Below are 19,230 nucleotides of genomic sequence, written 5' to 3'. Positions count from 1 at the left end.
GCCGCCTGGACTTACCAGGCGCGGGCACCCATCAGGTAGCTGCGGGTTTCCTGCTTGACGGGAGGCTCCGCTACCGGGGGTGCCACAGGCGTTTCGACAGCCACCGGAATGGACTCGGCCGGCAACAGACAGTCGCGCAAGCGGAGGACCATGACCAGCAACTCCTCATCGCCCGCCGCCTCCTCGATCTCGGACAGTCGCTGCCGCGCATAGGCCGGGTTGCGGGTCAGGCTTTCCAGATCAACGCTCTCGCCCAGCGTGCGCTTGACCTGCAATTTGAAGCGGGCCAGCAACTGGGCCATTTCCATCTGTTTTTCCATCGACACGATTTTTCCTTTCTTGGCTGCACCCCGCAGGAGAAACGGGTGACGATATGCAGCGAAAATCGTGCCGATTAATGCAGCGCACAACGGCTCGATAAAAATCAAGCACTTAGCATAAACGTCCTTTCGGCAAAGGTTTCAAGCGACTCGCCATGGTGCAGAGACAGCACTCGATGAACATTTATTGTGCAAGGCAACATTCTTGTCCGACGCTTGCCCCTCAAATCACGATTGTCGCAAACCGGACAATGAAAAAAACAACAAGTCACTGATTATATTGAAATTCAACCTGGCACCACCCTTGCAATGCATTAGCCATCGACAAGGAGAGCTCCATGCCCAAACCCAAGAAACACGTTCTCGTCTGCGTCCAGGGACGCCCCAACGGCCACCCGCGCGGCTCCTGCCAGGAAAAAGGCTGCGGCCAGACCTGGCAAGCCTTCTCGGATGAATTCACCACCCGCAACCTGTGGGCCTCCGGCTTCGCGCTGACCAATACCGGCTGTCTCGGCCCCTGCCATCTCGGGCCGAGCGTGCTGGTCTACCCGGAAGGCATCATGTACACCGGCGTCAAGCCGGAAGACGTCGGGACCATCATCGACGAGCATCTGATGTTCGATCAACCGGTCGAGCGCCTGCTGGCGCCGGCCGACGTCTGGGCCTGAGATCATGGAAAAGATCCAGTACGAAGTGGGCGACATGGTCTTCGCAGCCGAAGACATCCTGAACGACGGCGGCATGCCCGGCATTGACGAGGAAGAAGGCCTGATTGCAGCGGCCGGCACGCGCGGCGTGGTGGTCCATTTTGGTGTGGCCGAAATGGACGAAACCCAGGAAATCTATCTGGTGCAATTCGAGAATGGTCCGGATGGCAACCTCGGTAACCCGGTCGGCTGCCTGCCAGAAGAATTGACGCAGGAAGAAGCGATCAGCGCCTGAGGAAAAGCCATGGCCAAAATCGGGATTTTTTTCGGCACCGACACCGGGCGGACCCGGCTGATCGCCAAGCAGATTGCAAAGAAGCTGGGTGACGCTGCCGACGTGCCGGTCAATATCGGCCGGGTCACCCTGGCCGACTTTCTCGCCTACGACGCGCTGATCGTCGGTAGCCCGACGCTGGGCGACGGGGAATTGCCCGGCCAGTCGGTCGGCCTCAACCAGCCGAGCTGGGAGGAATTCCTGCCGCAACTGGCCGACGCCGATCTGACCGGCAAGACTGTGGCCATCTTCGGCCTCGGCGACCAGAAGAAATACGCCGAAGAATTTGTCGACGCCATCCGCCTGCTCCACGATGCCTTCGCCGATGCAGGAGCCCGCATGGTCGGGCGCTGGCCAACCGAGGGTTACGAATTCAAGGCATCGCAGGCCGTCGATGGCGACGAATTCGTCGGCCTCGCGCTCGACCAGCACCACCAGCCGGTACTGACCGAAGAGCGCATCGATCGCTGGCTGGCCCAGATCACTCCGGAGTTGCTGCCATGAACGCCAATCCCTGGTCGCTACCCAAAGACCGCGCCCTGCGCCGCCTGCTCGTCTCGCTCGACGAGCGCGCTGGCCAGGCCTGCGATGTCGCCCCCGACGACGGCCACGACCCGTGCATCGTCACGCTGCGCCACCCCGAACTGGCCACGCTGCGCGCCCACGTCTATCTGCACGGCCAGCGCCCCGGCACCTACGGCGTCTTCTTCGAATACCCGCATCCGGTTCCCGGCATCATCGAAACCGAGGAAAACCTGCCGTTGCCCAAGGCCCTGGCCAGCCTGGCCATGCACTTCGACGCCTGAACATGACTATCCCCGTGTCAGTTTTCCGACATCGTTGTATAGTTAACAACATAACGATTTCGGCTTTCACCACAAAGCCCTTCCAAAACACCTTAAACGTGCTGGCACCAATTTCGCTTAGTCAACCCTATCGCTATATAACAATCGACATATCGAAATCATGAAAATCGCCCAATGCCTCCGCCCCCCGTCCTCCGACCGGCACGCCAGAAAAGCGGCGACATCCAGCGTGACCGAGACGTCCGAAGACTGGCAGAAACATCTGCCGGAAGCCTGGCTGGCGGCCATCGAGCCCCCTCTGTATTTCAGACACTACAGCGAATACGAAATCTTCGCCGAACGCTCGGTCGGCTACGACGCCGACGACTGCCCGTGCTTCACCACCCACCAATTCATCCTGACCAGCATGGCCTCCGACGATGACGAGGAGTTTTACGAAGTCGTTACCTACGCCGAAGAAATGTCTGCCTGGCGCCTGCGCGACGAACGCTGGCTAATCTTCCGCACCATCACGACATCGACCTGCAACGCCCCTCGAGGTTTCTATGCCGTCAGCCCTGACATGCCTCGCTAGGAACGCCTCGCACAGCAGTCTGAGCGGACTGCGTCGCCTGCTCGGCCTGTCCCAGGCGGCGCTGGCCGGTCGGCTGGGCGTCTCCCAGCCGCACGTGGCCCAGCTCGAAAGCCAGGCAGACATGCACCTGGGCACCCTGCGCCGCCACATTGCCGCCCTCGGCGGAGAACTCGAACTGGTCGTCCGCTTTCCCGACCAGCGCATCGAAATTGTCTTGCCGGACAATAACACCCCACATCCCCCCCATTGACCGGCACCCCAGACAAAAATCGCTTCTAGCAGACCAATCATGGCCGGAAAAAACCACTTCGCTATCGCCGCCGTCGTCCCCAACGAGACAACAAACAGCGATGAAACAGTCGCCGGGTTTGCCATCGCCCAGATCAACCGGGGATGGCGAATCAGAGGACTGATCCAGGAGGTCTACCAGACCCATCGCTCGAAACAAATCCGGCTGGTCGCCCTGGACGACGGCAGCATCTACCCGATCAGCCAGTTTCTCGGCACCCACTCGGTATCGTGCCGTATCGATCTGTCCGGGATCGCCGAGGCCAGCGCCACCATGCGGCGCATCGCCATCAACGGTGCCGACCTGGCCATCTTCAACCGATTTTCAACCCTGGAAGCGCACGGCCACGGATTTGCAGCCGAAATGCTCGATCTGATGAGCCGGCAGATTCCAGTACTGACCATTGTTCCACCGAAACACCTGCCGGCCTGGCGACGATTCACCGGTCACCAGGCGGTTGAACTCCCCCCCGACCAGCGTTCTCTGCTGGCGTGGTTTGCCGACCTTTCAGCCCGCCGCTCCGGTTTCTGCCAGACCTCACCGGCATTTTCCGGAGCACGTGCATGATCCGACCCATCGACCGCTCTCGCGACCGGATTCCATTCGGAGCAGCCACCCGTCACCATCGAGCTACCCGAACAAACTCGTTTCCCAGATCCAGACCACCCTCAAGAAACCCTGGCCGCAACACCGGATGCAGGTCGGTCGGCGCGCCCTGCACGGCACACCGCAAAAAAGGGTGGCATATGGCCACCCTTGGCATAGCCTGCACCCAATCAGGCCGGCACACCGAGAATCACGTGGCTGGCCTTGATCAGCGCCGTGGCATCAATCCCTTCCTTGAGACCGAGTTCCATGACCGCTTCGTTGGTCACCACAGCATAGACGGTGGCCCCCCCCGGCAACTGGATGCCGACTTCGGTATTGACCGCGCCCTTCTGCACGCTGACTACTTTGCCGGACAGCTGGTTGCGGGCGGAAAACCGGACATTCTGCGGGCCAGCCAGCAGCATGACCCACGGTGCCTTGACATAGGCCACGGCTTCCTTGCCTACAGCCAAGCCCAGCGATTTGACGCTGCCTTCCGTGACAATCGCGACAATTTTGTCGCTCCCTGGCAAGCCAATTTCAACCTCGGCATTCACTGCGCCATCGGTCAAAGCGGTGATCTTGCCCTTGAATACGTTGCGTGCACTGACATTCATTGCTTTTCTCCTGAGTTGTTGAGCATTCTGGCCCAGTTCTCGCTATATACAACCATATGTAGCGAATTTTGTCGGGTTAAGAACAATGTACCGATTACCGTTCGGCGATTTCAACCATAGCGCCACCAATTTTTCAGGCATCTTCGAGTTACGTTATAGTGATTTGTATATAGATAACCAGAACTGACCATGGACACCATCCTGCATCGCCTGCGCGGCAAACTCGAAGTGGATTCCGAATTCGGCACCTTTCTCGGTGATACCCGGATTCGCCTGCTTGAAGCCATCGAACAGCACGGCTCCATCTCGCAAGCAGCAAAAGCCGTACCACTCTCCTACAAGGCGGCCTGGGATGCGGTCGATGCGATGAACAACCTGGCCGAACAGGCGCTGGTCGTGCGTTCGACCGGCGGCAAGCACGGCGGCGGAACCCTACTCACCGACTACGGCCGCAAGGTGGTCGCCCTCTACCGGGCACTGGAGGCCGAATACCAGGCCGCCCTCGACCGCCTGACCGAGAGCATGAACGATGGCCAGGCCAGCGACTTCAAGCAGTTTCGCCAGTTGCTCAAGCGCATGTCGATGAAAACCAGCGCCCGCAACCAGTTCGCCGGCAACATCGTCGGGCTGCGAGAAGGGCACGTCGATTTCGAGGTCCGCATCAAGCTGGATGACGAAAACGAGATCGTCGCCGTCATTACCGGCGATTCGGCGGAAAGCCTCGGCCTCGCCATCGGCATGGAAATCAATGCCCTGGTCAAATCGTCATCGGTCCTGCTGCTCAACGACCCCAACATGAAAACCAGCGCCCGCAACCATCTGTGGGGCGAAATCACCCGCATTCACGACGGCCCGGTTAACGCCGAGGTCACCCTGAGCATGAAGAGCGGCAAGTCGGTGTGCGCCGTGGTCACCCACGACAGCGTCGAACGCCTCGGACTGGCCGTCGGCGAACAGGCCTGCGCAGTATTCAAGGCCTCGGCCGTCATCCTTTGCAAATATTCCTGATCATCAATCTCCCGGAGCACGCACCATGAAACGCCTGAGCGCCCTGATCCTGTCCCTGCTGGCCATCGCCACGGCCCGCGCTGAGGAAGTCCAGGTGGCCGTCGCAGCCAACTTCACCGGTCCCATGCAGGTCATTTCCGTGCTCTTCGAGCGCGATACCGGACACAAGGCCAGCTTGGCCTTTGGCGCCACGGGCAAGTTCTACGCCCAGATTGCCAACGGCGCGCCGTTCGAAGTCCTGCTCTCCGCCGACGACGAAACGCCGGCTCGCCTGGTCAAGGAAGGCCTGGCCGTAGCTGGCACGCCCTTCACCTACGCCATCGGCAAACTCGTGCTGTGGTCGGCTGACCCCAAACTGATCGACGGCAAGGGCGAAATCCTGAAAAAAGGCGGCTTCAAGCATATCGCTGTCGCCAATCCCAAAACCGCTCCCTACGGCGCCGCCGCCATGCAGGCCATGGGCAAGCTGGGCGTTGCCGACAGCCTGAAACCGCTGTTCGTGCAAGGAGAAAACATTTCCCAGACGCATCAGTTCATTTCGACGAGTGCCGCAGAACTCGGCTTCGTTGCCTACTCGCAGGTCATCAAGAACGGCCAGTTCGGTTCCGGCTCAGGATGGGTGGTGCCCGGCAACCTGTACGATCCGATCCGCCAGGACGCAGTGATTTTGACCAAGGGCAAGGACAAGCCGGCTGCCACCGCGCTGCTCAATTACCTGAAGAGCGAAAAGGCGCTGGCCGTCATCAAGTCCTTCGGTTACGAATTGCGCTGATTCGTCCGGCTTTGCGGCGATGAGCCCCTACACTTTGCCCGACCGCGCGCTCGAAGCCCTGCTCGCCGACGACGCTCCGCAGGGCGATGCCACCACCTTCGCCCTCGGCATCGGCGACCAGCCCGGGCGCATGGTCTTTCGCGCCCGTTACGACATGGTGCTGTGCGGCAGCGAAGAAGCCCGGCGGATGGGCGAATTGCGTGGCCTGAAGGCAAGCGGGCTGATCGCCGCCAGCGGTAGCGCCCTGCAAGCCGGCCAGATCATCCTGACGCTGGAAGGTTCGGCCAGCGGACTGCATATGGTCTGGAAAACAGCCCAGACGCTGATCGAATACCTGTCCGGCATCGCCTCGTCGGCTGCCACCATTCTCGCCGCAGCGCGAGTCGCCAATCCCGACATCGGCATTGCCTGCACCCGCAAGAACTTCCCCGGCACCAAGGCCGCGGCGATCAAGGCCATCCTGTGCGGCGGCGCCAGCCCGCACCGCTTGAGTTTGTCGGAAACCCTACTCGTTTTCGCCGAGCATCGTGCCTTTCTGGACAATGAAGCACCGGCCGCAACGGTCCGTCGCCTGCGCCGGCAATGGCCGGAACGTGCCATCGTCGTCGAGCTTGCCGACGAGGACGAAGCCCTGCTCTGGGCAAGGGCTGGCGCCGATATCCTGCAGCTGGAAAAACTGTCGCCGGAGGCCGTCACCCGCTTGCGCCAGACACTGGGCGACTGCCCGGCCCGCATCGCGGCCGCCGGCGGCATAAATTCTGCTAACGCTGAAGCGTATGCACGGGCCGGGGCCGACATTCTGGTCACTTCGGCGCCGTATTTCGCTCCGCCGCGTGACGTGGCGGTCACCCTCAGCCCCCTGTGAACGCCCATGAAAATCGCCATCGCCACCCAGGATTTCGCCAAAGTCAGCGGCCACGCCGGCCAGGCCCGCCAATGGCTGCTCTACGACCTGAGTCTCCATCATGCCAACCGGCTGCTGCCGGCGCCACAGCGCATCGACCTGGACCAGGATCAGGTCCTGCACGTCTTCACCGATGACCGCCCGCACCCACTCGACGGCGTCGATGTCGTGATCGCCGCCAGCGCTGGCGACGGCTTCATCCGTCACATGCGCAAACGCGGCACCGACGTGCTGCTCACCGGCGAGACCGATCCGGCCGTCGCCATCACGCGCATCCTGGCCGGCGAAGCGCTGCCCGATCCGCGCTTCGACCTCACGACCACGCTGTGCCGCATCCGCGACCTGTTTTCGCGCTACTGACCGGGCGCCACAAAGCGGGCGCTACAGCACCGCTTCAAACAACTCCAGCTGCGGCGGCCCGAGGTAGAAATCGCGTGGCGACTGGCCGGCCTGCATGTGCGCCTTGCGGAAGGCTTCGGACTGCGTCCACTCGGCGAAGGCCTGCTCGGACTCCCACACCGTGTGCGAGGCGAACAGGGTGCGCTCGTCGTTGGTGTCGCCGCGCAGCAGGTTGAACGAGACGAAACCCGGCACCTCGCTCAGGTAGTTGTTGCGCTGGCGCCAGTGGGCAATGAAATCCTCCTCCTTGCCGAGGGCGATACGAAAACGGTTCATGGCGAGAAACATGGCATCTCCTGAAAAATTCTGACCGGTCCAGACATGATCGCACTGGACCACGCGGTGACCTGCCTGCGAACGGCATCGGCGGCTCAGTGCGCCAGCAGCTGGCGAATATCGGCCACGATGTCCTCGACGCTGGCGGTGTCCTTGACGTAAAGGCGCAGGCGACCGGCCGGGTCGTAAACATAGGCCCCCGTCGAATGATCGATGACGTAGCCGAGCTCACCGTCGACGGGGCGGCGGGCACCAAACACCCGAAACTCTTCAGTGACGGCCTTGATCTGCCCGACATCGCCACGCAAGCCGATAAACGAGGGATGGAACCAGGGGACGAAAGTCTTCAAGCGCTCGCTGCTGTCGCGCTCAGGGTCGAGGGTGATGAACAATACCTGAACCCGCCCGGCATCCTCCCCCAGCGCAGTCATGACCCCGGCCAGGCGCGCCAGGGTGGTCGGGCAGATGTCCGGACACGAGGTATAGCCGAAGAAAACGACGACTGCCCGGCCCTTGAAATCGGCCAGCGAACGAGGCCGGCCATCGTGGTCGGTCAGCTCGAAGCCGCGCCCGAAAGTGGCCCCGGTCAGGTCGGTATTGTGGAACGCCTCCGGCGCGGGGGTACAAGCCGCCAGCAAGGCAAACGACAGGGCGAGAAATTGGCGGCGATGCATGATGTTAAATATTGTTGAACTAATTACGAAAGTTTGATTCTCACCGGACGAATCGGTTCTCACAAGGGGAGGGAACGGGATGGTGATCGTACCGCAAGATTCTTCGGCCAGCCGCCGTCGCCGGCGGCTTTCCCTGCTCCGACGAGCAGCCCGCCTTGCCCCCGCCCTGCTCCCTGCTTCCGCCAGCGCAGGCTACAGCTTCAACTTCCCCGAGCCGGTCACGCCCATCGCCCGGGAAACGCTGCACATCCACAACGAGTTCATGCTGATCATCACCACGCTGTTCGTGGTGGTCTTCGCCATCATGATCTACTCGATGATCCGGCACCGGAAAAGCAGCGGCCACCAGCCGTCGAAATTCTCCGGCCCGACCGGCGCCCTGCAATGGTTTTGGGCGCTCATTCCGTTCGCCATCCTGCTGTTCATCGACTTCGTGCTGATGGGTATCCCGGCGGTGCAGGCCATCATCAACATGGAAGACACCAAGACCAAGGCCGATCTCGTGCTCAAGGTCACCGGCATGCAGTGGAAATGGCAGTACGAATACCCCGAGGCCGGGGTCAAGTTCATCAGCACCCTGGCCACGCCGCGCGACCAGATCACCAACGCCGAGGCCAAGGGCGAGCACTATCTGCTCGAAGTCGACAAGCCGGTGGTGTTGCCGGTTGGCAAGAAGGTGCGCGTGCTGCTCACTTCGATCGATGTCATCCACACCTGGTGGGTGCCGCAGTTCGGCGTCAAGCGCGATGCCATTCCCGGCTTCCTGCGCGAAACCTGGGTACTGATCGAGAAGCCCGGAATCTACCGCGGCCAGTGCGCCGAACTGTGCGGCAAGGATCATGGCTTCATGCCGGTGGTCGTCCATGCCGTGCCGGAACCGGAATACCTCGCCTGGCTGGAAGCGCAAAAGGCCGAAGCCAAGGCAACCGCCGGCGGGGCCGACCGGACATGGAGCCGCGACGAGCTGATGGCCCAGGGCAAGGCCGTCTATGAAAAAGTCTGCGCCGCCTGCCACCAGCCCGATGGCAAGGGGCTGCCGCCGGCCTTCCCGGCGCTGGCCGGCAGCAAGATCGTCAATGGACCGCTGCTCGACATGAACGGCAAGGTGATCACGGACAGCCACGTCGACCGGGTAATGCACGGCAAGGCGGGCACCGCCATGCAGGCATTCAGCACCAGCCTGTCCGATGTCGAACTGGCCGGCATCATCACTTACGAACGCAACAGTTTCGGCAACCAGATGGGCGACATGATCCAGCCCGCCCAGATCAAGGCCCTGCGCTAGGAGAACCGAGATGAGCCTCGCCACCACCCATCCTGCCGCCCACCCCGAGCACCACGAGCCGACCGGCCTGCTGCGCTGGCTGACGACGACGAATCACAAGGACATCGGCACGATGTACCTGACTTTCTCGCTGATCATGTTCTTCGTCGGCGGCCTGATGATCCTCGCCGTGCGCGCCGAACTGTTCCAGCCCGGCTTGCAGTTGATGAAGCCGGAGTTCTTCAACCAGCTGATCGGCGTGCATGCGCTGGTCATGATCTTCGCGGCGCTGATGCCGGCCGCCACCGGCTTCGCCAACTGGATGATCCCGCTGATGATCGGCGCCCCGGACATGGCGCTGCCGCGGCTGAACAACTGGGGCTTCTGGCTGCTGCCGCCGGCCGCCATCCTGCTCACCCTGCCCTTCTCGCTGGCGCTGTTCGGCATCGGTGACGGGGCACTGGCCACCGGCTGGACCTTCTATGCGCCGCTCTCGGTGCAGGGCGGCATGGGCGTCGATTTCGCCATCCTCGCCGTGCATATCCTCGGCATCTCGTCGATCATGGGCTCGATCAACATCATCGTCACCATCTTCAACATGCGGGCGCCGGGCATGACCATGATGAAGCTGCCGCTCTTCTGCTGGGGCTGGCTGATCACCGCTTTCCTGCTGATCGCCACGCTGCCGGTACTGGCCGGCGCGGTGACCATGCTGCTGACCGACCGTCATTTCGGCACCCATTTCTTCGATGCGGCCGGCGGCGGCGACCCCATCCTCTTCCAGCACCTGTTCTGGTTCTTCGGCCATCCCGAGGTGTACATCCTGCTGCTGCCGGTGTGGGGGCTGATGCCGCACGTGCTGTCCACCTTCTCGCGCAAGCCGACCTACGGCTACACGGCGCAGGTCTACAGCTTCATCGCCATCGGCATCCTGTCGGTGGTGGTCTGGGCCCACCATTTCTTCACCGCCGGCATGCCGGTGCCGGCCCTGATCTACTTCATGTTCAGCACCATGGCCATCTCGCTGCCGCTGGCCGTGCTCTTCTTCTGCTGGATCGCCACCATGTGGAAAGGGGCGATGACGTTCGAGACGCCGATGCTGTTCGCCGTCGGCTTCATCGTCCTGTTCGGCATCGCCGGCCTGACCGGGCTGATCCTCGCCGACGTGGCGGCCGACGCCCAGTACCACCACAGCTACTTCGTCGTCGCCCACTTCCACTACGCGCTGTTCGCCGGCGGCATCATGGGCGTGATGACCGGGGTCTATTACTGGCTGCCCAAATGGACCGGCCACATGTACAACGAAACGCTGGGCAAGCTGCATTTCTGGCTGACCGTCGTTTCCTTCAACCTGACCTTCATTCCGCAATTCTTCCTCGGTCTGGCCGGCATGCCGCGACGCATCCCGGACTACGCCCTGCAGTTCGCCGAATTCAATGCGATCTCGACCATCGGGGCCTTCATCCTCGGTCTCAGCCAGCTGCTCTTCGCCTGGAACATCTGGTCCTGCACCCGGGGCGGCCCGAAGGTCGAGAACCGTGTCTGGGAGGGAGCCGACGGGCTGGAATGGGAACTGTCTTCGCCGCCGCCTCACCATAGCTGGGAAACCCAGCCCCAGGTCAAATGAGAGAGGCCAACATGCAAGCCGGATTTTCCGAAGCCGATCTCGAACGTCGCCGCAGCGCATCCCGGCGGCTGGCCTGGCTGCTCGGCGCCATCGTGCTCGCCATCTACCTCGTCGGGCTGTTCATCAAGCGCTGAGATCATGGAACAGGTTCAGCCCACCCCGCGCAGTCACAGCCGCCTGATCGGCCGCTTGCTGCTGATGGTGGCCGGGGCCTTCGCCTTCGCCTTCGCGCTGGTGCCGATCTACAACGTACTGTGCGAGGCAACCGGCTTCAACGGCAAGACCGCTGGCCCGGCCACCATCCGCGACGGGTTCGGCGTCGGCGGCCTGCAGACAGCCACCGCACCGGCCAGCAAGGTCGACACCACGCGCACCGTCCGCGTCGAATTCACCGGCACCGTGATGCCCGGCCTGCCTTGGGACATGCGGCCACTGACCGTCAGCCTCGACATTCATCCGGGCGAACTGCAACAGGTCAGCTACCTGGTGCGCAACACCTCGAACCGGACGATCACCGGCCAGGCCGTGCCGAGCGTAACGCCCGGCCAGGCGGCGCAGCATTTCGAGAAGATCGAGTGCTTCTGTTTCTCGCAACAGACGTTGGGCCCCGGCGAAGCGCGCGAAATGCCGCTCGCCTTCATCGTCAAGCCCGAGGTCAGCCGCGACATCAGCCACATCACCCTGTCCTACGCCTTTTTCAGCATCGACGGACAACGCCAGACTCTGACCCGCTCCGGGGAGGCCCGATGAAAACCAGTCCAGCCCATGCCGCATCCGGCGAACATTATTTCGTTCCCCAGCCCAGCTACTACCCGGTCATCCTGTCGGCCGGCATGTTCCTGCTCGCCCTCGGCTTCGTCCAGTTGCTCAACCACATGGCTCCGGGCAAGTGGGTCATGTTCGGTGGCACCGGCGTCATCCTCACCGTGCTGTTCGGCTGGTTCGGCAAGGTCATCGCCGAATCGCAAAGCGGCGCCTATCGCGACTGGGAGGACCGCTCCTTCCGCTTCGGCATGATCTGGTTCATCGCCACCGAGGTCATGTTCTTCGCCGCCTTCTTCGGCGCCCTGTTCTACGTCCGCATGATTTCCGTGCCCCGCCTCGGCGACATGATGGCCATGCACGGTTTCAGCCTGTGGCCGGAATTCGCCGGCACCTGGCCGACCAGCGGCCCGAAAGGCGCCGCCTTCACGCCGATGGGCGCCTGGGGCATCCCGGCCCTGAATACTGCCCTGCTGCTCAGTTCCGGCGCCACGGTGACCTGGGCACACTGGGGACTGCTGCGCGGCAAACGCACGCAACTGGCACTCGGCCTGGCGGCCACGGTCCTGCTCGGCAGTACCTTCCTCGGCTTCCAGGCCTGGGAATATCACCATGCCTACAGCGAACTCGGCCTGACCATGGGCGCCGGCGCCTACGGGGCAACCTTCTTCATGCTGACCGGTTTCCACGGCTTCCACGTCACGCTCGGCACCATCATGCTGGCGGTCATCCTGCTGCGCAGCCTGAGCGGCCATTTCAGCGCCGAGCGCCACTTCGCCTTCGAGGCAGTGGCCTGGTACTGGCACTTCGTTGATGTGGTGTGGCTGATCCTCTTCGTCTTCGTCTATTGGCTGTAGCCGGGAATGAAGCCGAAGCGGAATCCGATCAGCAGCAGAATGAACAGGGCGATCGACAAGCCGATGCGCCAGGTCAGCACGCGTACCGTGCGTTCGCCGGCACCCCGGTCGCGGTAGAGAAAAACGAGCCCCGAGAACAGGCTGCCGACAATGGCCACCAACAGCAAAAACACCAGCACCTTGAGCATGGCCGACACCCCCGACGGGCTTGCGATACCCCAGTATGCGCGCCGGTCGAGCCCATCGGCAAGAGCCAGCCGGCGACAGGTGGCGATCATCGGCGGCCTGCTGCTGGCACTGCTGTTGCCGGCCTTCGTCTCGCTCGGCCTGTGGCAGTGGCGCAAGGCCGAAGCCAAGACCGCACTGCAGATGGAGCTCGACACCCGCAGCCACGATGCACCGGTCGCCCTGCCAACCACCCCGGCCGATGTGGAATCGCTGCGCCATCGCCGCGTCATCGTGCGTGGCCGCTACGATGCGGCGAAGCAAATCCTGATCGACAACCGGCTGTACCAGGAACGGGCCGGCTACCACGTCATCACGCCGCTGCAACTCGAAGGCTCGGACATGCATGTGCTGGTCAATCGCGGCTGGCTGGCCGCCCCGGCCGATCATCACGTCCAGCCGGTGGCCACGGTACCGTCAGGCATTGTTGAACTGACCGGCATTGCCGTGCTGCCCCCGCAGCGCTTCTTCAACCTGGCGACGCAACCGACCAGCGGCTGGGAAGCGGTCTGGCAGAACCTTGATCTGACCCGTTTCCGTTCGGCCGTTTCCTACCCGTTGCAACCCGTCATCATCCAGCTCGACCCCGAGGCACCGGGCGGTTTCGTCCGCGACTGGCCGCGCCCCGACGAACGGGCCGACCGCCATCGCAGTTATGCCCTGCAATGGTTCGGCTTTGCCATCGCCAGCCTCGGCATCTGGGCCTATTTCCTGGTCCGCAAGCCATGACCACCGCTACCCTGCCACCGCCCCGCCGCAACGGCCTGCTCATGCTGGCCCTGGTCGCCGGGCTGCTCGCGCTGCCCTTCGCCATCGCCGCCGGCCTCTATGTCGGCGGCTGGAAGCCAGCCCGGACAATCGCCCACGGCCGTCTGCTCGACCCGCCGCTGGAACTGCCGGCCAGCGGACTGCGGAGCGCCGACGGCCAGCCACTGCCGACGGCCGCGCTACAAGGGAAATGGCTGTTCATCCTGCGCCTCGACGGCCCCTGCCGGGCCGACTGTGCTGCCCGCATCGACGAAATGCGCCGCCTGCAGGTCTCGCTGAACAAAGACATGGGCCGTTTGCGCCGGGTGGTGCTCGCACCCCGCACCGATGCCCCCGGGCTGGCCGAGGCCGGCCGCAGCCAGCCCGACCTGCTGATCCTCGCCGCCCCGGACGACTGGCTGGGCAAGGCAGAGCGTTCCAGCCTGCACATCGTCGACCCGCTCGGCCGGCGTGTCATGGATTACCCCGCCGAGGTCACCGCCAAGGACATGCGCGCCGACCTCGAACGCCTGCTCAAATTCGCCTGGACCGGTTAGGCCACATCGCAAAGGAACCCAGCCATGCAAACCATCGCCACCCCGTCGCTCCCCCTCGGCCAACGCCTCGCCGCCTTCAGCCACCTGTGCAAGCCGCGGGTCAACAGCCTGATCGTGTTCACGGCCATGATCGGCATGTGCCTGGCGACACCGGATTTTCCGCCGCTGCTGCGCTTCGGCGTTGCATCGCTCGGCATTGCGCTGGTCTCCTTCGCGGCCGCTGCCCTCAACTGTCTGGTCGAGCGCACCGTCGATGCCAAGATGGCGCGCACCAGCTGGCGGGCAACCGCCCGCGGCGACATCTCGCCGCTCGAAACGGTGACGCTGGCCACCGCCCTCGGCGCCGCCGGGCTCTGGCTGCTGCACGGCTTCATCAACGACCTGACGATGTGGCTGACGCTGGCCACCTTCGTCGGCTACACCGTCATCTACACGCTGATCCTGAAACCGGCAACGCCGATGAACATCGTCATCGGCGGTGCTTCCGGCGCCATGCCGCCGCTGCTCGGATGGACGGCAATGACCGGCCAGGTCTCGGCCGAACCGCTGGTTCTCTTCCTGATCATCTTCCTGTGGACGCCGCCGCATTTCTGGGCACTGGCCTGCTACCGGCGTGACGACTACGCCTGTTCCGGCCTGCCCATGCTGCCGGTCACTCACGGCATCGCTTTCACCTGCCAGCACATCCTCTGGTACACGCTGATGCTGGCTGCCGCCAGCCTGATCCCGGTCTCGCTCGGCATGAGCGGCGGCTTCTACCTGATCGCCATCGGCCTGCTCGACCTCGTCTTCCTCGGCTACGCCATCGCCCTCTGCCGCCGCTACAGCGATGCCTTGGCCCGGCGTACCTTCCGCTATTCCATCCTCTACCTGACCCTGCTCTTCGCGGCGCTGTTCGCCGACCGGCTGATCGTCCTCTAGGCCGCCATGCGCCTCTACCGCGCCCTGCTGATCGCTGCCGCCCTGCTCGCCCTGATCGTCATCGGCTTGGGCGCCTACGTCCGGCTGTCCGATGCCGGCCTCGGCTGCCCCGACTGGCCGGGTTGTTACGGCCACTGGCTGGGCGTTCCCGAAAGCGGGCATGAACATCTGGCCGCCCAGGCCAATTTCCCGCATCAACCGGTGGATACGGGCAAGGCCTGGAAGGAAATGGTCCATCGCTATTTCGCCGGCACGCTGGGCCTGCTCATCCTGGCCATCTGCTGGCTCGCCTGGCGCCCCGCCCTGCGCTGCCGGCGGTCGCCCCTCCTGCCTACCATCCTGCTCGGTCTCGTCGGCCTGCAGGCCGCCCTCGGCATGTGGACCGTCACGCTGCTGCTCAAGCCGGTGATCGTCACCCTGCACCTGCTCGGCGGCATGAGCACGCTGGCCCTGCTGGTCGTCCTCAATTGGCGTGAGCGACAGGCCTCCCTGCCGCGCGCTGCCGGCCCGACGCTGCGCCTGGCAGCCCGCCTCGCGCTGCTTGCCGTGATCGGCCAGATTGCATTGGGCGGCTGGGTCAGCAGCAACTACGCCGGTCTCGCCTGCCCCGACTTGCCGCGCTGCCAGGGCCTATGGCAACCGTCCATGGACTTCGGCCATGCCTTCACCGTCGTCCGCGACCTGGGTTACAACGCCCACGGCCAGCTCCTGAGCACCGAGGCGCTGACCACCATCCACTGGGTTCATCGCCTGGGTGCCATCCTTGTCGCCGGAACCGTCCTTGCCCTGGCCATCGCCCTCGGCACCGGCAGCGACCGGGAACAACGACGCTGGGCCGGCGCACTGCTCGCCATGCTCGGCCTGCAAATCGCCCTTGGCATCGGCAATGTGCTGCTCTCGCTCCCGCTGCCCATGGCCGTGGCCCACACGCTCGGTGCGGCCGGCTTGTTCAGCGTACTGCTGACCATCAACCTGCGACTTCCGGCCATCGATCCCGTCGCCGAGCGCTCCCGGCACGCCTGCCCGGAACCTGGTCTGCACACCCCCGCCTAATGCGTGGTCTGCCAATTCAGGGCGCTATACTGGAAGACATGAACGGCATCGCATGGACCGGTATGCGCCGGGTGCCAAACGTGACTGAAGGACGATGCCTTTTCCCCACGCGGATCTCGACGAACCATGACCCAAACGCCTCCTGCCTTCGATTTGATCGCCTACCTGCACCACCACAAAGCCTTTTCCGACAAGACCTTTGGCCCCGGCCATCACACGAAAGAACTGCTCGCCCATCTCCAGAAGGAGTTCAAGGAGCTTGAAACCACGCCACTCGATCTGGACGAATGGCTCGACGTGGCACTTCTTGCCCTGGATGGCGCCTTGCGCGCCGGCTTCGCTCCGGAAGACATCGCCCGCGCCCTGACGGCCAAGCAGACGCTGAACGAAAACGCTACCTGGCCCGATTGGCGCACCGCAGCCGATGGCAGCACGCGGTTTTGACCGCTTTGGCAGCACTTTCCATTTTCCTCCAGGATTGAGGGCGAAAATCCGCGGCCAGGAAGACCAGACATCCAAGAACACGTAGTAAAGGCGACTGCACTTTTTTACGTGAAGATCGCCTCAAACGATCGGCTTCGGATGACGACATCCATTACGCCCCCCCCGATTGTACTGTCGAAAAAATTGACACTCGCTGATGTCTATTTATTAATCAAAAAATAACCATTTGATTATAAACGGTTATATTAATTGGCATGGAACATGCGCCACTGAGCAAATATTACTAACTGCAGCGTATCAAGGGGGTGGTCATGAACATGACGATCAAGAAAGTGCTTGTCGCGCTATCAGCATTAGCTGGATCCATATTTTCAGCCAACGCCATGGCCTTGACCTATTACTACACCGACTGGACAAGTGCGAATCCGGGAGGGGGGACAGCACAGGGTGTGATCACGCTACCGGATGCCTCGACAGTGGGTGTTACTTTTGATGCCATCAGGACGGACGGCACGCACGGATCGTTCCTCGGGGTGGCAGACGCGTCAATCTGGAATCCGACAACGGCCTATACAAGCGCTCAGGTTTCCAACGCGTCGACCTTCGAGGCACTCCAGCTGGTTGGTGAAAACAATATGACTTATCGGGTGACGCTGTCGGCGCCGATCAAGGATCCGCTGATGGACGTTACAACGCTCGGATCATCAGGAATTCCCGCGACGTATGTGTTCGATGCTCCGTTCACCATCCTGAGCCAAGGTCCGACCTGTTGCTGGGGTTCCGGCTCGTTAACCCAGTTAGCCCCCAATATCATCGAAGGCCGGGAAGGCGCCGGAGCACTGCAATTCGACGGGACGTACTCGACGTTTTCGTGGACGATGCCAAACAGTGAGTTTTGGCATGCATTTACGTTTGGTATCCGCACGACGCTCGCGATAGAGCCAGATCCCCCAACGAATGTACCGGAGCCTTCCTCGATCGCGCTGATTTTCCTGAGTCTCGCCGGACTAGGGATAGTGCGCCGCAGGCACTGACAAGTGGCCTGAATTTATTTGTGCGCGTGAGTAAGACGGGAGCTGAAGCTCCCGTTTTCAATTGCGCTAACGGGGAACCGCTTCAGCCCTGCTTCCACCACGCCGCATGCATTTCATTGGCGCCATTCACTATTCAACTATCGATGCGTCATTCTCCCTCACCCGCCTCTTCAGCCTGCCCGGCAAACAATCCATTAGCCCGAATCATTGCCTCGAATGCCTTCATCACCGGGCGAGAGATAGCGGTTTCGGCGAGGACGCGGCGTTCGTAGATGGTATTACGCAATACATCGTCGGCCCCCTGGCGGGCGGTGGCGATCAGCGCATGTTCGGCCTGACCGAAGCGCTCGCCCGGTCTGCCCTGTAGCGCTTCGTAGAGCGCCGCCATGACTGCCTTCTCGAGTGCGCCCATCTTGCACTTGCCATCGAGGATCTTGAGCATGACGGCCGTCGCACAATCGACATCGCTGGCAGTCAGCGGCTGGCTTGCTACCCAGTCCGACACGTGGGCCGTGCTCATGCCGCGGCCGACAGCGCCATGTCCAGGGCCGGATAGCCACCATCGACGCTGAACACCCGTGTGTAGCGGAAATCGATGAACATCTGCGCGTAGGTCTTGCTGGCGTTGCCGTGGTAGCAGTAGATCACCACCGGCGTTTCCTTTGGAAGGCGCTTCATCCAGGCCAGCAGGCGGTCTTCGCTGAGGTGGGCGGCACCTTCCACGTGGCCGGCCCGGTAGGCCATGCTGTCGCGGACGTCGAACAGTGCCACGTCGGATTCGCTACGGATCAGTTCGGCGGCCATGCTGCCGGGGATGCATTCGAAACTGTCTGACTTACTCATCATCGCCTCCACTCAGACCGTTTCCGTCAGCTTCTCGGAGAGCAGCGGCACGACCTGGGCCAGCCAGGCGTCGATGCGCTCGTCGGTGAACATGCCCTGCGTGCGCTGGTCGATGATCAGACCGATGAAGCGACCATCAACCTCGGCAGCCGACTGCTCGTAGGTGTAGCCATCGATGGGCCAGTCACCGACGATCTCGGCGCCCAAGGCCTTGAACTTTTCAACCAGAGCGAACAGCGAACTGCAGAACCGGTCGGCGTAACGCTCCTGGGCGCCAAGGCCGAAGAAGGCGATGCGCTTGCCGGTGAAATCGGGGGTGGCCGGCATCTGGTCGAAGAACTCCGCCCAGTTCGGTTCGAAGCAGCCGGAAGCACCATGGCCGGGAATCTCGCCGATGCCATAGCTCGGCGTACCGAGAATCAAGGCGTCGTATTTCATCATGTCGGCCGGGGTAATGCGGTTGACGTTGATCGGCTTGTCGCAAATCTCGTCACCCAGCTTTTTCTGCATCTTCTTGGCCACCAGCCGGGTCGTTCCGGTCTCGGTGCCGAAGAACATTCCGATCTTGCTCATCTTCGCTCCTCTGCTAATTACAAATAGGGTGGCACGGCCATTGCAAACCACCGGTCAAACGGGTGGCCGCCGTCGGTTTTGCGACACGACCACAAGACAACGCAGCCCAGGAGTC

General features: G+C 62.6%; 30 protein-coding genes. 22 read left to right on the top strand and 8 right to left on the bottom strand.

The genetic code is table 11. The features are described from left to right. Nucleotides 1-11: 11 nt before the first annotated feature. Entirely contained in the window at nt 12-326 is a 315-nt protein-coding gene (locus DARO_RS21625) for a hypothetical protein (RefSeq protein ID WP_157037158.1), read from the bottom strand. A gap of 332 nt (nt 327-658) precedes the next feature. On the opposite strand from DARO_RS21625, the gene DARO_RS07680 reads away from it, so the two are divergent. From DARO_RS07680 to DARO_RS07650, 7 genes are all read left to right on the top strand, one after another. Next, the gene (locus DARO_RS07680; RefSeq protein ID WP_011287243.1) at nt 659-988 is read left to right on the top strand and encodes a (2Fe-2S) ferredoxin domain-containing protein; all 330 of its coding nucleotides are present in this window, start codon (nt 659-661) and stop codon (nt 986-988) included. Between the two features lie 4 nt (nt 989-992). Beyond that, nucleotides 993-1,262: a nitrogen fixation protein NifZ gene (locus tag DARO_RS07675; RefSeq protein WP_011287242.1), complete on the top strand. Its 270-nt coding sequence runs from the start codon at nt 993-995 to the stop codon at nt 1,260-1,262. Nucleotides 1,263-1,271: 9 nt separating this feature from the next. Beyond that, nucleotides 1,272-1,805, top strand: a complete 534-nt coding sequence (locus DARO_RS07670; protein WP_011287241.1) for a flavodoxin — start codon at nt 1,272-1,274, stop codon at nt 1,803-1,805. Then, nucleotides 1,802-2,107: a hypothetical protein gene (locus DARO_RS07665; RefSeq protein ID WP_011287240.1), complete on the top strand. Its 306-nt coding sequence runs from the start codon at nt 1,802-1,804 to the stop codon at nt 2,105-2,107. Before DARO_RS07670 ends, DARO_RS07665 begins: the two co-directional genes overlap by 4 nt. A 160-nt stretch (nt 2,108-2,267) precedes the next feature. Continuing rightward, entirely contained in the window at nt 2,268-2,681 is a 414-nt protein-coding gene (locus DARO_RS07660) for a hypothetical protein (protein ID WP_011287239.1), read from the top strand. Then, nucleotides 2,653-2,931: a helix-turn-helix domain-containing protein gene (locus DARO_RS07655; protein ID WP_011287238.1), complete on the top strand. Its 279-nt coding sequence runs from the start codon at nt 2,653-2,655 to the stop codon at nt 2,929-2,931. Before DARO_RS07660 ends, DARO_RS07655 begins: the two co-directional genes overlap by 29 nt. Before the next feature lie 39 nt (nt 2,932-2,970). After that, on the top strand, nt 2,971-3,537 hold the full coding sequence (locus DARO_RS07650; RefSeq protein ID WP_011287237.1) for a DUF2478 domain-containing protein: 567 nt from the start codon (nt 2,971-2,973) through the stop codon (nt 3,535-3,537). A gap of 209 nt (nt 3,538-3,746) precedes the next feature. Here the strand turns inward: DARO_RS07650 and DARO_RS07645 are convergent, their stop codons facing one another. Then, entirely contained in the window at nt 3,747-4,175 is a 429-nt protein-coding gene (locus DARO_RS07645) for a TOBE domain-containing protein (RefSeq protein WP_011287236.1), read from the bottom strand. 189 nt (nt 4,176-4,364) lie between these two features. Here DARO_RS07645 and DARO_RS07640 point away from each other — a divergent pair, with 189 nt between their 5' ends. Genes DARO_RS07640 through DARO_RS07625 form a run of 4 tightly spaced genes read left to right on the top strand, consistent with a single transcriptional unit; the run spans nt 4,365 to nt 7,219 of the window. Next, nucleotides 4,365-5,183: a TOBE domain-containing protein gene (locus tag DARO_RS07640; protein WP_011287235.1), complete on the top strand. Its 819-nt coding sequence runs from the start codon at nt 4,365-4,367 to the stop codon at nt 5,181-5,183. Between the two features lie 25 nt (nt 5,184-5,208). Beyond that, nucleotides 5,209-5,955, top strand: coding sequence for a molybdate ABC transporter substrate-binding protein (gene modA / locus DARO_RS07635; protein ID WP_011287234.1), 747 nt, complete (start codon nt 5,209-5,211; stop codon nt 5,953-5,955). Between the two features lie 19 nt (nt 5,956-5,974). After that, on the top strand, nt 5,975-6,820 hold the full coding sequence (modD, locus tag DARO_RS07630; protein ID WP_011287233.1) for a ModD protein: 846 nt from the start codon (nt 5,975-5,977) through the stop codon (nt 6,818-6,820). 6 nt (nt 6,821-6,826) lie between these two features. Next, nucleotides 6,827-7,219, top strand: a complete 393-nt coding sequence (locus tag DARO_RS07625; RefSeq protein ID WP_011287232.1) for a NifB/NifX family molybdenum-iron cluster-binding protein — start codon at nt 6,827-6,829, stop codon at nt 7,217-7,219. 21 nt (nt 7,220-7,240) lie between these two features. On the opposite strand, the gene hmuQ is transcribed toward DARO_RS07625, so the two are convergent. Then, entirely contained in the window at nt 7,241-7,546 is a 306-nt protein-coding gene (hmuQ, locus tag DARO_RS07620) for a heme-degrading protein HmuQ (RefSeq protein ID WP_011287231.1), read from the bottom strand. An 83-nt stretch (nt 7,547-7,629) separates the two neighbouring features. Next, the gene (locus DARO_RS07615) at nt 7,630-8,208 is read right to left on the bottom strand and encodes an SCO family protein (RefSeq protein WP_011287230.1); all 579 of its coding nucleotides are present in this window, start codon (nt 8,206-8,208) and stop codon (nt 7,630-7,632) included. A 79-nt stretch (nt 8,209-8,287) separates the two neighbouring features. Here DARO_RS07615 and coxB point away from each other — a divergent pair, with 79 nt between their 5' ends. Genes coxB through DARO_RS07595 form a run of 5 tightly spaced genes read left to right on the top strand, consistent with a single transcriptional unit; the run spans nt 8,288 to nt 12,718 of the window. Beyond that, complete coding sequence (coxB, locus tag DARO_RS07610) at nt 8,288-9,493, top strand: cytochrome c oxidase subunit II (protein ID WP_011287229.1); 1,206 nt, start codon at nt 8,288-8,290, stop codon at nt 9,491-9,493. A gap of 10 nt (nt 9,494-9,503) precedes the next feature. Continuing rightward, entirely contained in the window at nt 9,504-11,099 is a 1,596-nt protein-coding gene (gene ctaD / locus DARO_RS07605; protein WP_011287228.1) for a cytochrome c oxidase subunit I, read from the top strand. Between the two features lie 11 nt (nt 11,100-11,110). Then, complete coding sequence (locus DARO_RS23280) at nt 11,111-11,233, top strand: hypothetical protein (protein WP_497463041.1); 123 nt, start codon at nt 11,111-11,113, stop codon at nt 11,231-11,233. Nucleotides 11,234-11,237: 4 nt separating this feature from the next. Beyond that, the gene (locus DARO_RS07600; protein ID WP_011287226.1) at nt 11,238-11,849 is read left to right on the top strand and encodes a cytochrome c oxidase assembly protein; all 612 of its coding nucleotides are present in this window, start codon (nt 11,238-11,240) and stop codon (nt 11,847-11,849) included. After that, nucleotides 11,846-12,718 carry a cytochrome c oxidase subunit 3 gene (locus tag DARO_RS07595; protein ID WP_011287225.1) on the top strand — a complete coding sequence of 291 codons (873 nt, stop codon included), beginning with the start codon at nt 11,846-11,848 and terminating at the stop codon, nt 12,716-12,718. The genes DARO_RS07600 and DARO_RS07595 overlap by 4 nt, the downstream gene beginning before the upstream one ends. On the opposite strand, the gene DARO_RS07590 is transcribed toward DARO_RS07595, so the two are convergent. Then, nucleotides 12,706-12,996, bottom strand: a complete 291-nt coding sequence (locus DARO_RS07590; RefSeq protein WP_497463040.1) for a twin transmembrane helix small protein — start codon at nt 12,994-12,996, stop codon at nt 12,706-12,708. The genes DARO_RS07595 and DARO_RS07590 overlap by 13 nt on opposite strands. Here DARO_RS07590 and DARO_RS07585 point away from each other — a divergent pair. From DARO_RS07585 to DARO_RS07560, 6 genes are all read left to right on the top strand, one after another. Further along, complete coding sequence (locus DARO_RS07585) at nt 12,986-13,672, top strand: SURF1 family protein (protein WP_011287223.1); 687 nt, start codon at nt 12,986-12,988, stop codon at nt 13,670-13,672. The genes DARO_RS07590 and DARO_RS07585 overlap by 11 nt on opposite strands. Further along, nucleotides 13,669-14,247, top strand: coding sequence for a redox-active disulfide-containing membrane protein (locus tag DARO_RS07580; protein ID WP_011287222.1), 579 nt, complete (start codon nt 13,669-13,671; stop codon nt 14,245-14,247). Before DARO_RS07585 ends, DARO_RS07580 begins: the two co-directional genes overlap by 4 nt. A 24-nt stretch (nt 14,248-14,271) precedes the next feature. Then, on the top strand, nt 14,272-15,168 hold the full coding sequence (gene cyoE / locus DARO_RS07575; protein ID WP_011287221.1) for a heme o synthase: 897 nt from the start codon (nt 14,272-14,274) through the stop codon (nt 15,166-15,168). Between the two features lie 6 nt (nt 15,169-15,174). Next, complete coding sequence (locus tag DARO_RS07570; RefSeq protein WP_011287220.1) at nt 15,175-16,221, top strand: COX15/CtaA family protein; 1,047 nt, start codon at nt 15,175-15,177, stop codon at nt 16,219-16,221. A gap of 126 nt (nt 16,222-16,347) precedes the next feature. Further along, a complete protein-coding gene (locus DARO_RS07565; protein WP_011287219.1) occupies nt 16,348-16,665 on the top strand; it encodes a dATP/dGTP pyrophosphohydrolase domain-containing protein in 318 nt (105 codons plus the stop codon). A gap of 311 nt (nt 16,666-16,976) precedes the next feature. Then, nucleotides 16,977-17,699, top strand: a complete 723-nt coding sequence (locus DARO_RS07560; protein WP_011287218.1) for a PEP-CTERM sorting domain-containing protein — start codon at nt 16,977-16,979, stop codon at nt 17,697-17,699. Nucleotides 17,700-17,847: 148 nt separating this feature from the next. Here the strand turns inward: DARO_RS07560 and DARO_RS07555 are convergent, their stop codons facing one another. The 3 genes from DARO_RS07555 to DARO_RS07545 are packed head-to-tail and all read right to left on the bottom strand — an operon-like array spanning nt 17,848 to nt 19,115. Then, nucleotides 17,848-18,219, bottom strand: a complete 372-nt coding sequence (locus DARO_RS07555) for a hypothetical protein (RefSeq protein WP_011287217.1) — start codon at nt 18,217-18,219, stop codon at nt 17,848-17,850. Then, complete coding sequence (locus DARO_RS07550) at nt 18,216-18,542, bottom strand: thiosulfate sulfurtransferase GlpE (RefSeq protein WP_011287216.1); 327 nt, start codon at nt 18,540-18,542, stop codon at nt 18,216-18,218. Before DARO_RS07550 ends, DARO_RS07555 begins: the two co-directional genes overlap by 4 nt. A gap of 12 nt (nt 18,543-18,554) precedes the next feature. Continuing rightward, nucleotides 18,555-19,115: a flavodoxin gene (locus tag DARO_RS07545; protein ID WP_011287215.1), complete on the bottom strand. Its 561-nt coding sequence runs from the start codon at nt 19,113-19,115 to the stop codon at nt 18,555-18,557. Between the last annotated feature and the right edge of the window lie 115 nt (nt 19,116-19,230).

This window comes from Dechloromonas aromatica RCB (assembly GCF_000012425.1).
This window is presented reverse-complemented; position numbering and strand designations above follow the sequence as displayed.

Excerpts from the sequence above, each read along its gene's own strand:
- DARO_RS07680 (WP_011287243.1), top strand. The coding sequence starts at position 659 with ATGCCCAAACCCAAGAAACACGTTCTCGTCTGCGTCCAGGGACGCCCC.
- DARO_RS07675 (WP_011287242.1), top strand. The coding sequence starts at position 993 with ATGGAAAAGATCCAGTACGAAGTGGGCGACATGGTCTTCGCAGCCGAA.
- DARO_RS07670 (WP_011287241.1), top strand. The coding sequence starts at position 1,272 with ATGGCCAAAATCGGGATTTTTTTCGGCACCGACACCGGGCGGACCCGG.
- DARO_RS07665 (WP_011287240.1), top strand. The coding sequence starts at position 1,802 with ATGAACGCCAATCCCTGGTCGCTACCCAAAGACCGCGCCCTGCGCCGC.
- DARO_RS07660 (WP_011287239.1), top strand. The coding sequence starts at position 2,268 with ATGAAAATCGCCCAATGCCTCCGCCCCCCGTCCTCCGACCGGCACGCC.
- DARO_RS07655 (WP_011287238.1), top strand. The coding sequence starts at position 2,653 with ATGCCGTCAGCCCTGACATGCCTCGCTAGGAACGCCTCGCACAGCAGT.
- DARO_RS07650 (WP_011287237.1), top strand. The coding sequence starts at position 2,971 with ATGGCCGGAAAAAACCACTTCGCTATCGCCGCCGTCGTCCCCAACGAG.
- DARO_RS07645 (WP_011287236.1), bottom strand. The coding sequence starts at position 4,175 with ATGAATGTCAGTGCACGCAACGTATTCAAGGGCAAGATCACCGCTTTG.
- DARO_RS07640 (WP_011287235.1), top strand. The coding sequence starts at position 4,365 with ATGGACACCATCCTGCATCGCCTGCGCGGCAAACTCGAAGTGGATTCC.
- modA (WP_011287234.1), top strand. The coding sequence starts at position 5,209 with ATGAAACGCCTGAGCGCCCTGATCCTGTCCCTGCTGGCCATCGCCACG.
- modD (WP_011287233.1), top strand. The coding sequence starts at position 5,975 with ATGAGCCCCTACACTTTGCCCGACCGCGCGCTCGAAGCCCTGCTCGCC.
- DARO_RS07625 (WP_011287232.1), top strand. The coding sequence starts at position 6,827 with ATGAAAATCGCCATCGCCACCCAGGATTTCGCCAAAGTCAGCGGCCAC.
- hmuQ (WP_011287231.1), bottom strand. The coding sequence starts at position 7,546 with ATGTTTCTCGCCATGAACCGTTTTCGTATCGCCCTCGGCAAGGAGGAG.
- DARO_RS07615 (WP_011287230.1), bottom strand. The coding sequence starts at position 8,208 with ATGCATCGCCGCCAATTTCTCGCCCTGTCGTTTGCCTTGCTGGCGGCT.
- coxB (WP_011287229.1), top strand. The coding sequence starts at position 8,288 with ATGGTGATCGTACCGCAAGATTCTTCGGCCAGCCGCCGTCGCCGGCGG.
- ctaD (WP_011287228.1), top strand. The coding sequence starts at position 9,504 with ATGAGCCTCGCCACCACCCATCCTGCCGCCCACCCCGAGCACCACGAG.
- DARO_RS23280 (WP_497463041.1), top strand. The coding sequence starts at position 11,111 with ATGCAAGCCGGATTTTCCGAAGCCGATCTCGAACGTCGCCGCAGCGCA.
- DARO_RS07600 (WP_011287226.1), top strand. The coding sequence starts at position 11,238 with ATGGAACAGGTTCAGCCCACCCCGCGCAGTCACAGCCGCCTGATCGGC.
- DARO_RS07595 (WP_011287225.1), top strand. The coding sequence starts at position 11,846 with ATGAAAACCAGTCCAGCCCATGCCGCATCCGGCGAACATTATTTCGTT.
- DARO_RS07590 (WP_497463040.1), bottom strand. The coding sequence starts at position 12,996 with ATGATCGCCACCTGTCGCCGGCTGGCTCTTGCCGATGGGCTCGACCGG.
- DARO_RS07580 (WP_011287222.1), top strand. The coding sequence starts at position 13,669 with ATGACCACCGCTACCCTGCCACCGCCCCGCCGCAACGGCCTGCTCATG.
- cyoE (WP_011287221.1), top strand. The coding sequence starts at position 14,272 with ATGCAAACCATCGCCACCCCGTCGCTCCCCCTCGGCCAACGCCTCGCC.
- DARO_RS07570 (WP_011287220.1), top strand. The coding sequence starts at position 15,175 with ATGCGCCTCTACCGCGCCCTGCTGATCGCTGCCGCCCTGCTCGCCCTG.
- DARO_RS07565 (WP_011287219.1), top strand. The coding sequence starts at position 16,348 with ATGACCCAAACGCCTCCTGCCTTCGATTTGATCGCCTACCTGCACCAC.
- DARO_RS07560 (WP_011287218.1), top strand. The coding sequence starts at position 16,977 with ATGAACATGACGATCAAGAAAGTGCTTGTCGCGCTATCAGCATTAGCT.
- DARO_RS07555 (WP_011287217.1), bottom strand. The coding sequence starts at position 18,219 with ATGAGCACGGCCCACGTGTCGGACTGGGTAGCAAGCCAGCCGCTGACT.
- DARO_RS07550 (WP_011287216.1), bottom strand. The coding sequence starts at position 18,542 with ATGAGTAAGTCAGACAGTTTCGAATGCATCCCCGGCAGCATGGCCGCC.
- DARO_RS07545 (WP_011287215.1), bottom strand. The coding sequence starts at position 19,115 with ATGAGCAAGATCGGAATGTTCTTCGGCACCGAGACCGGAACGACCCGG.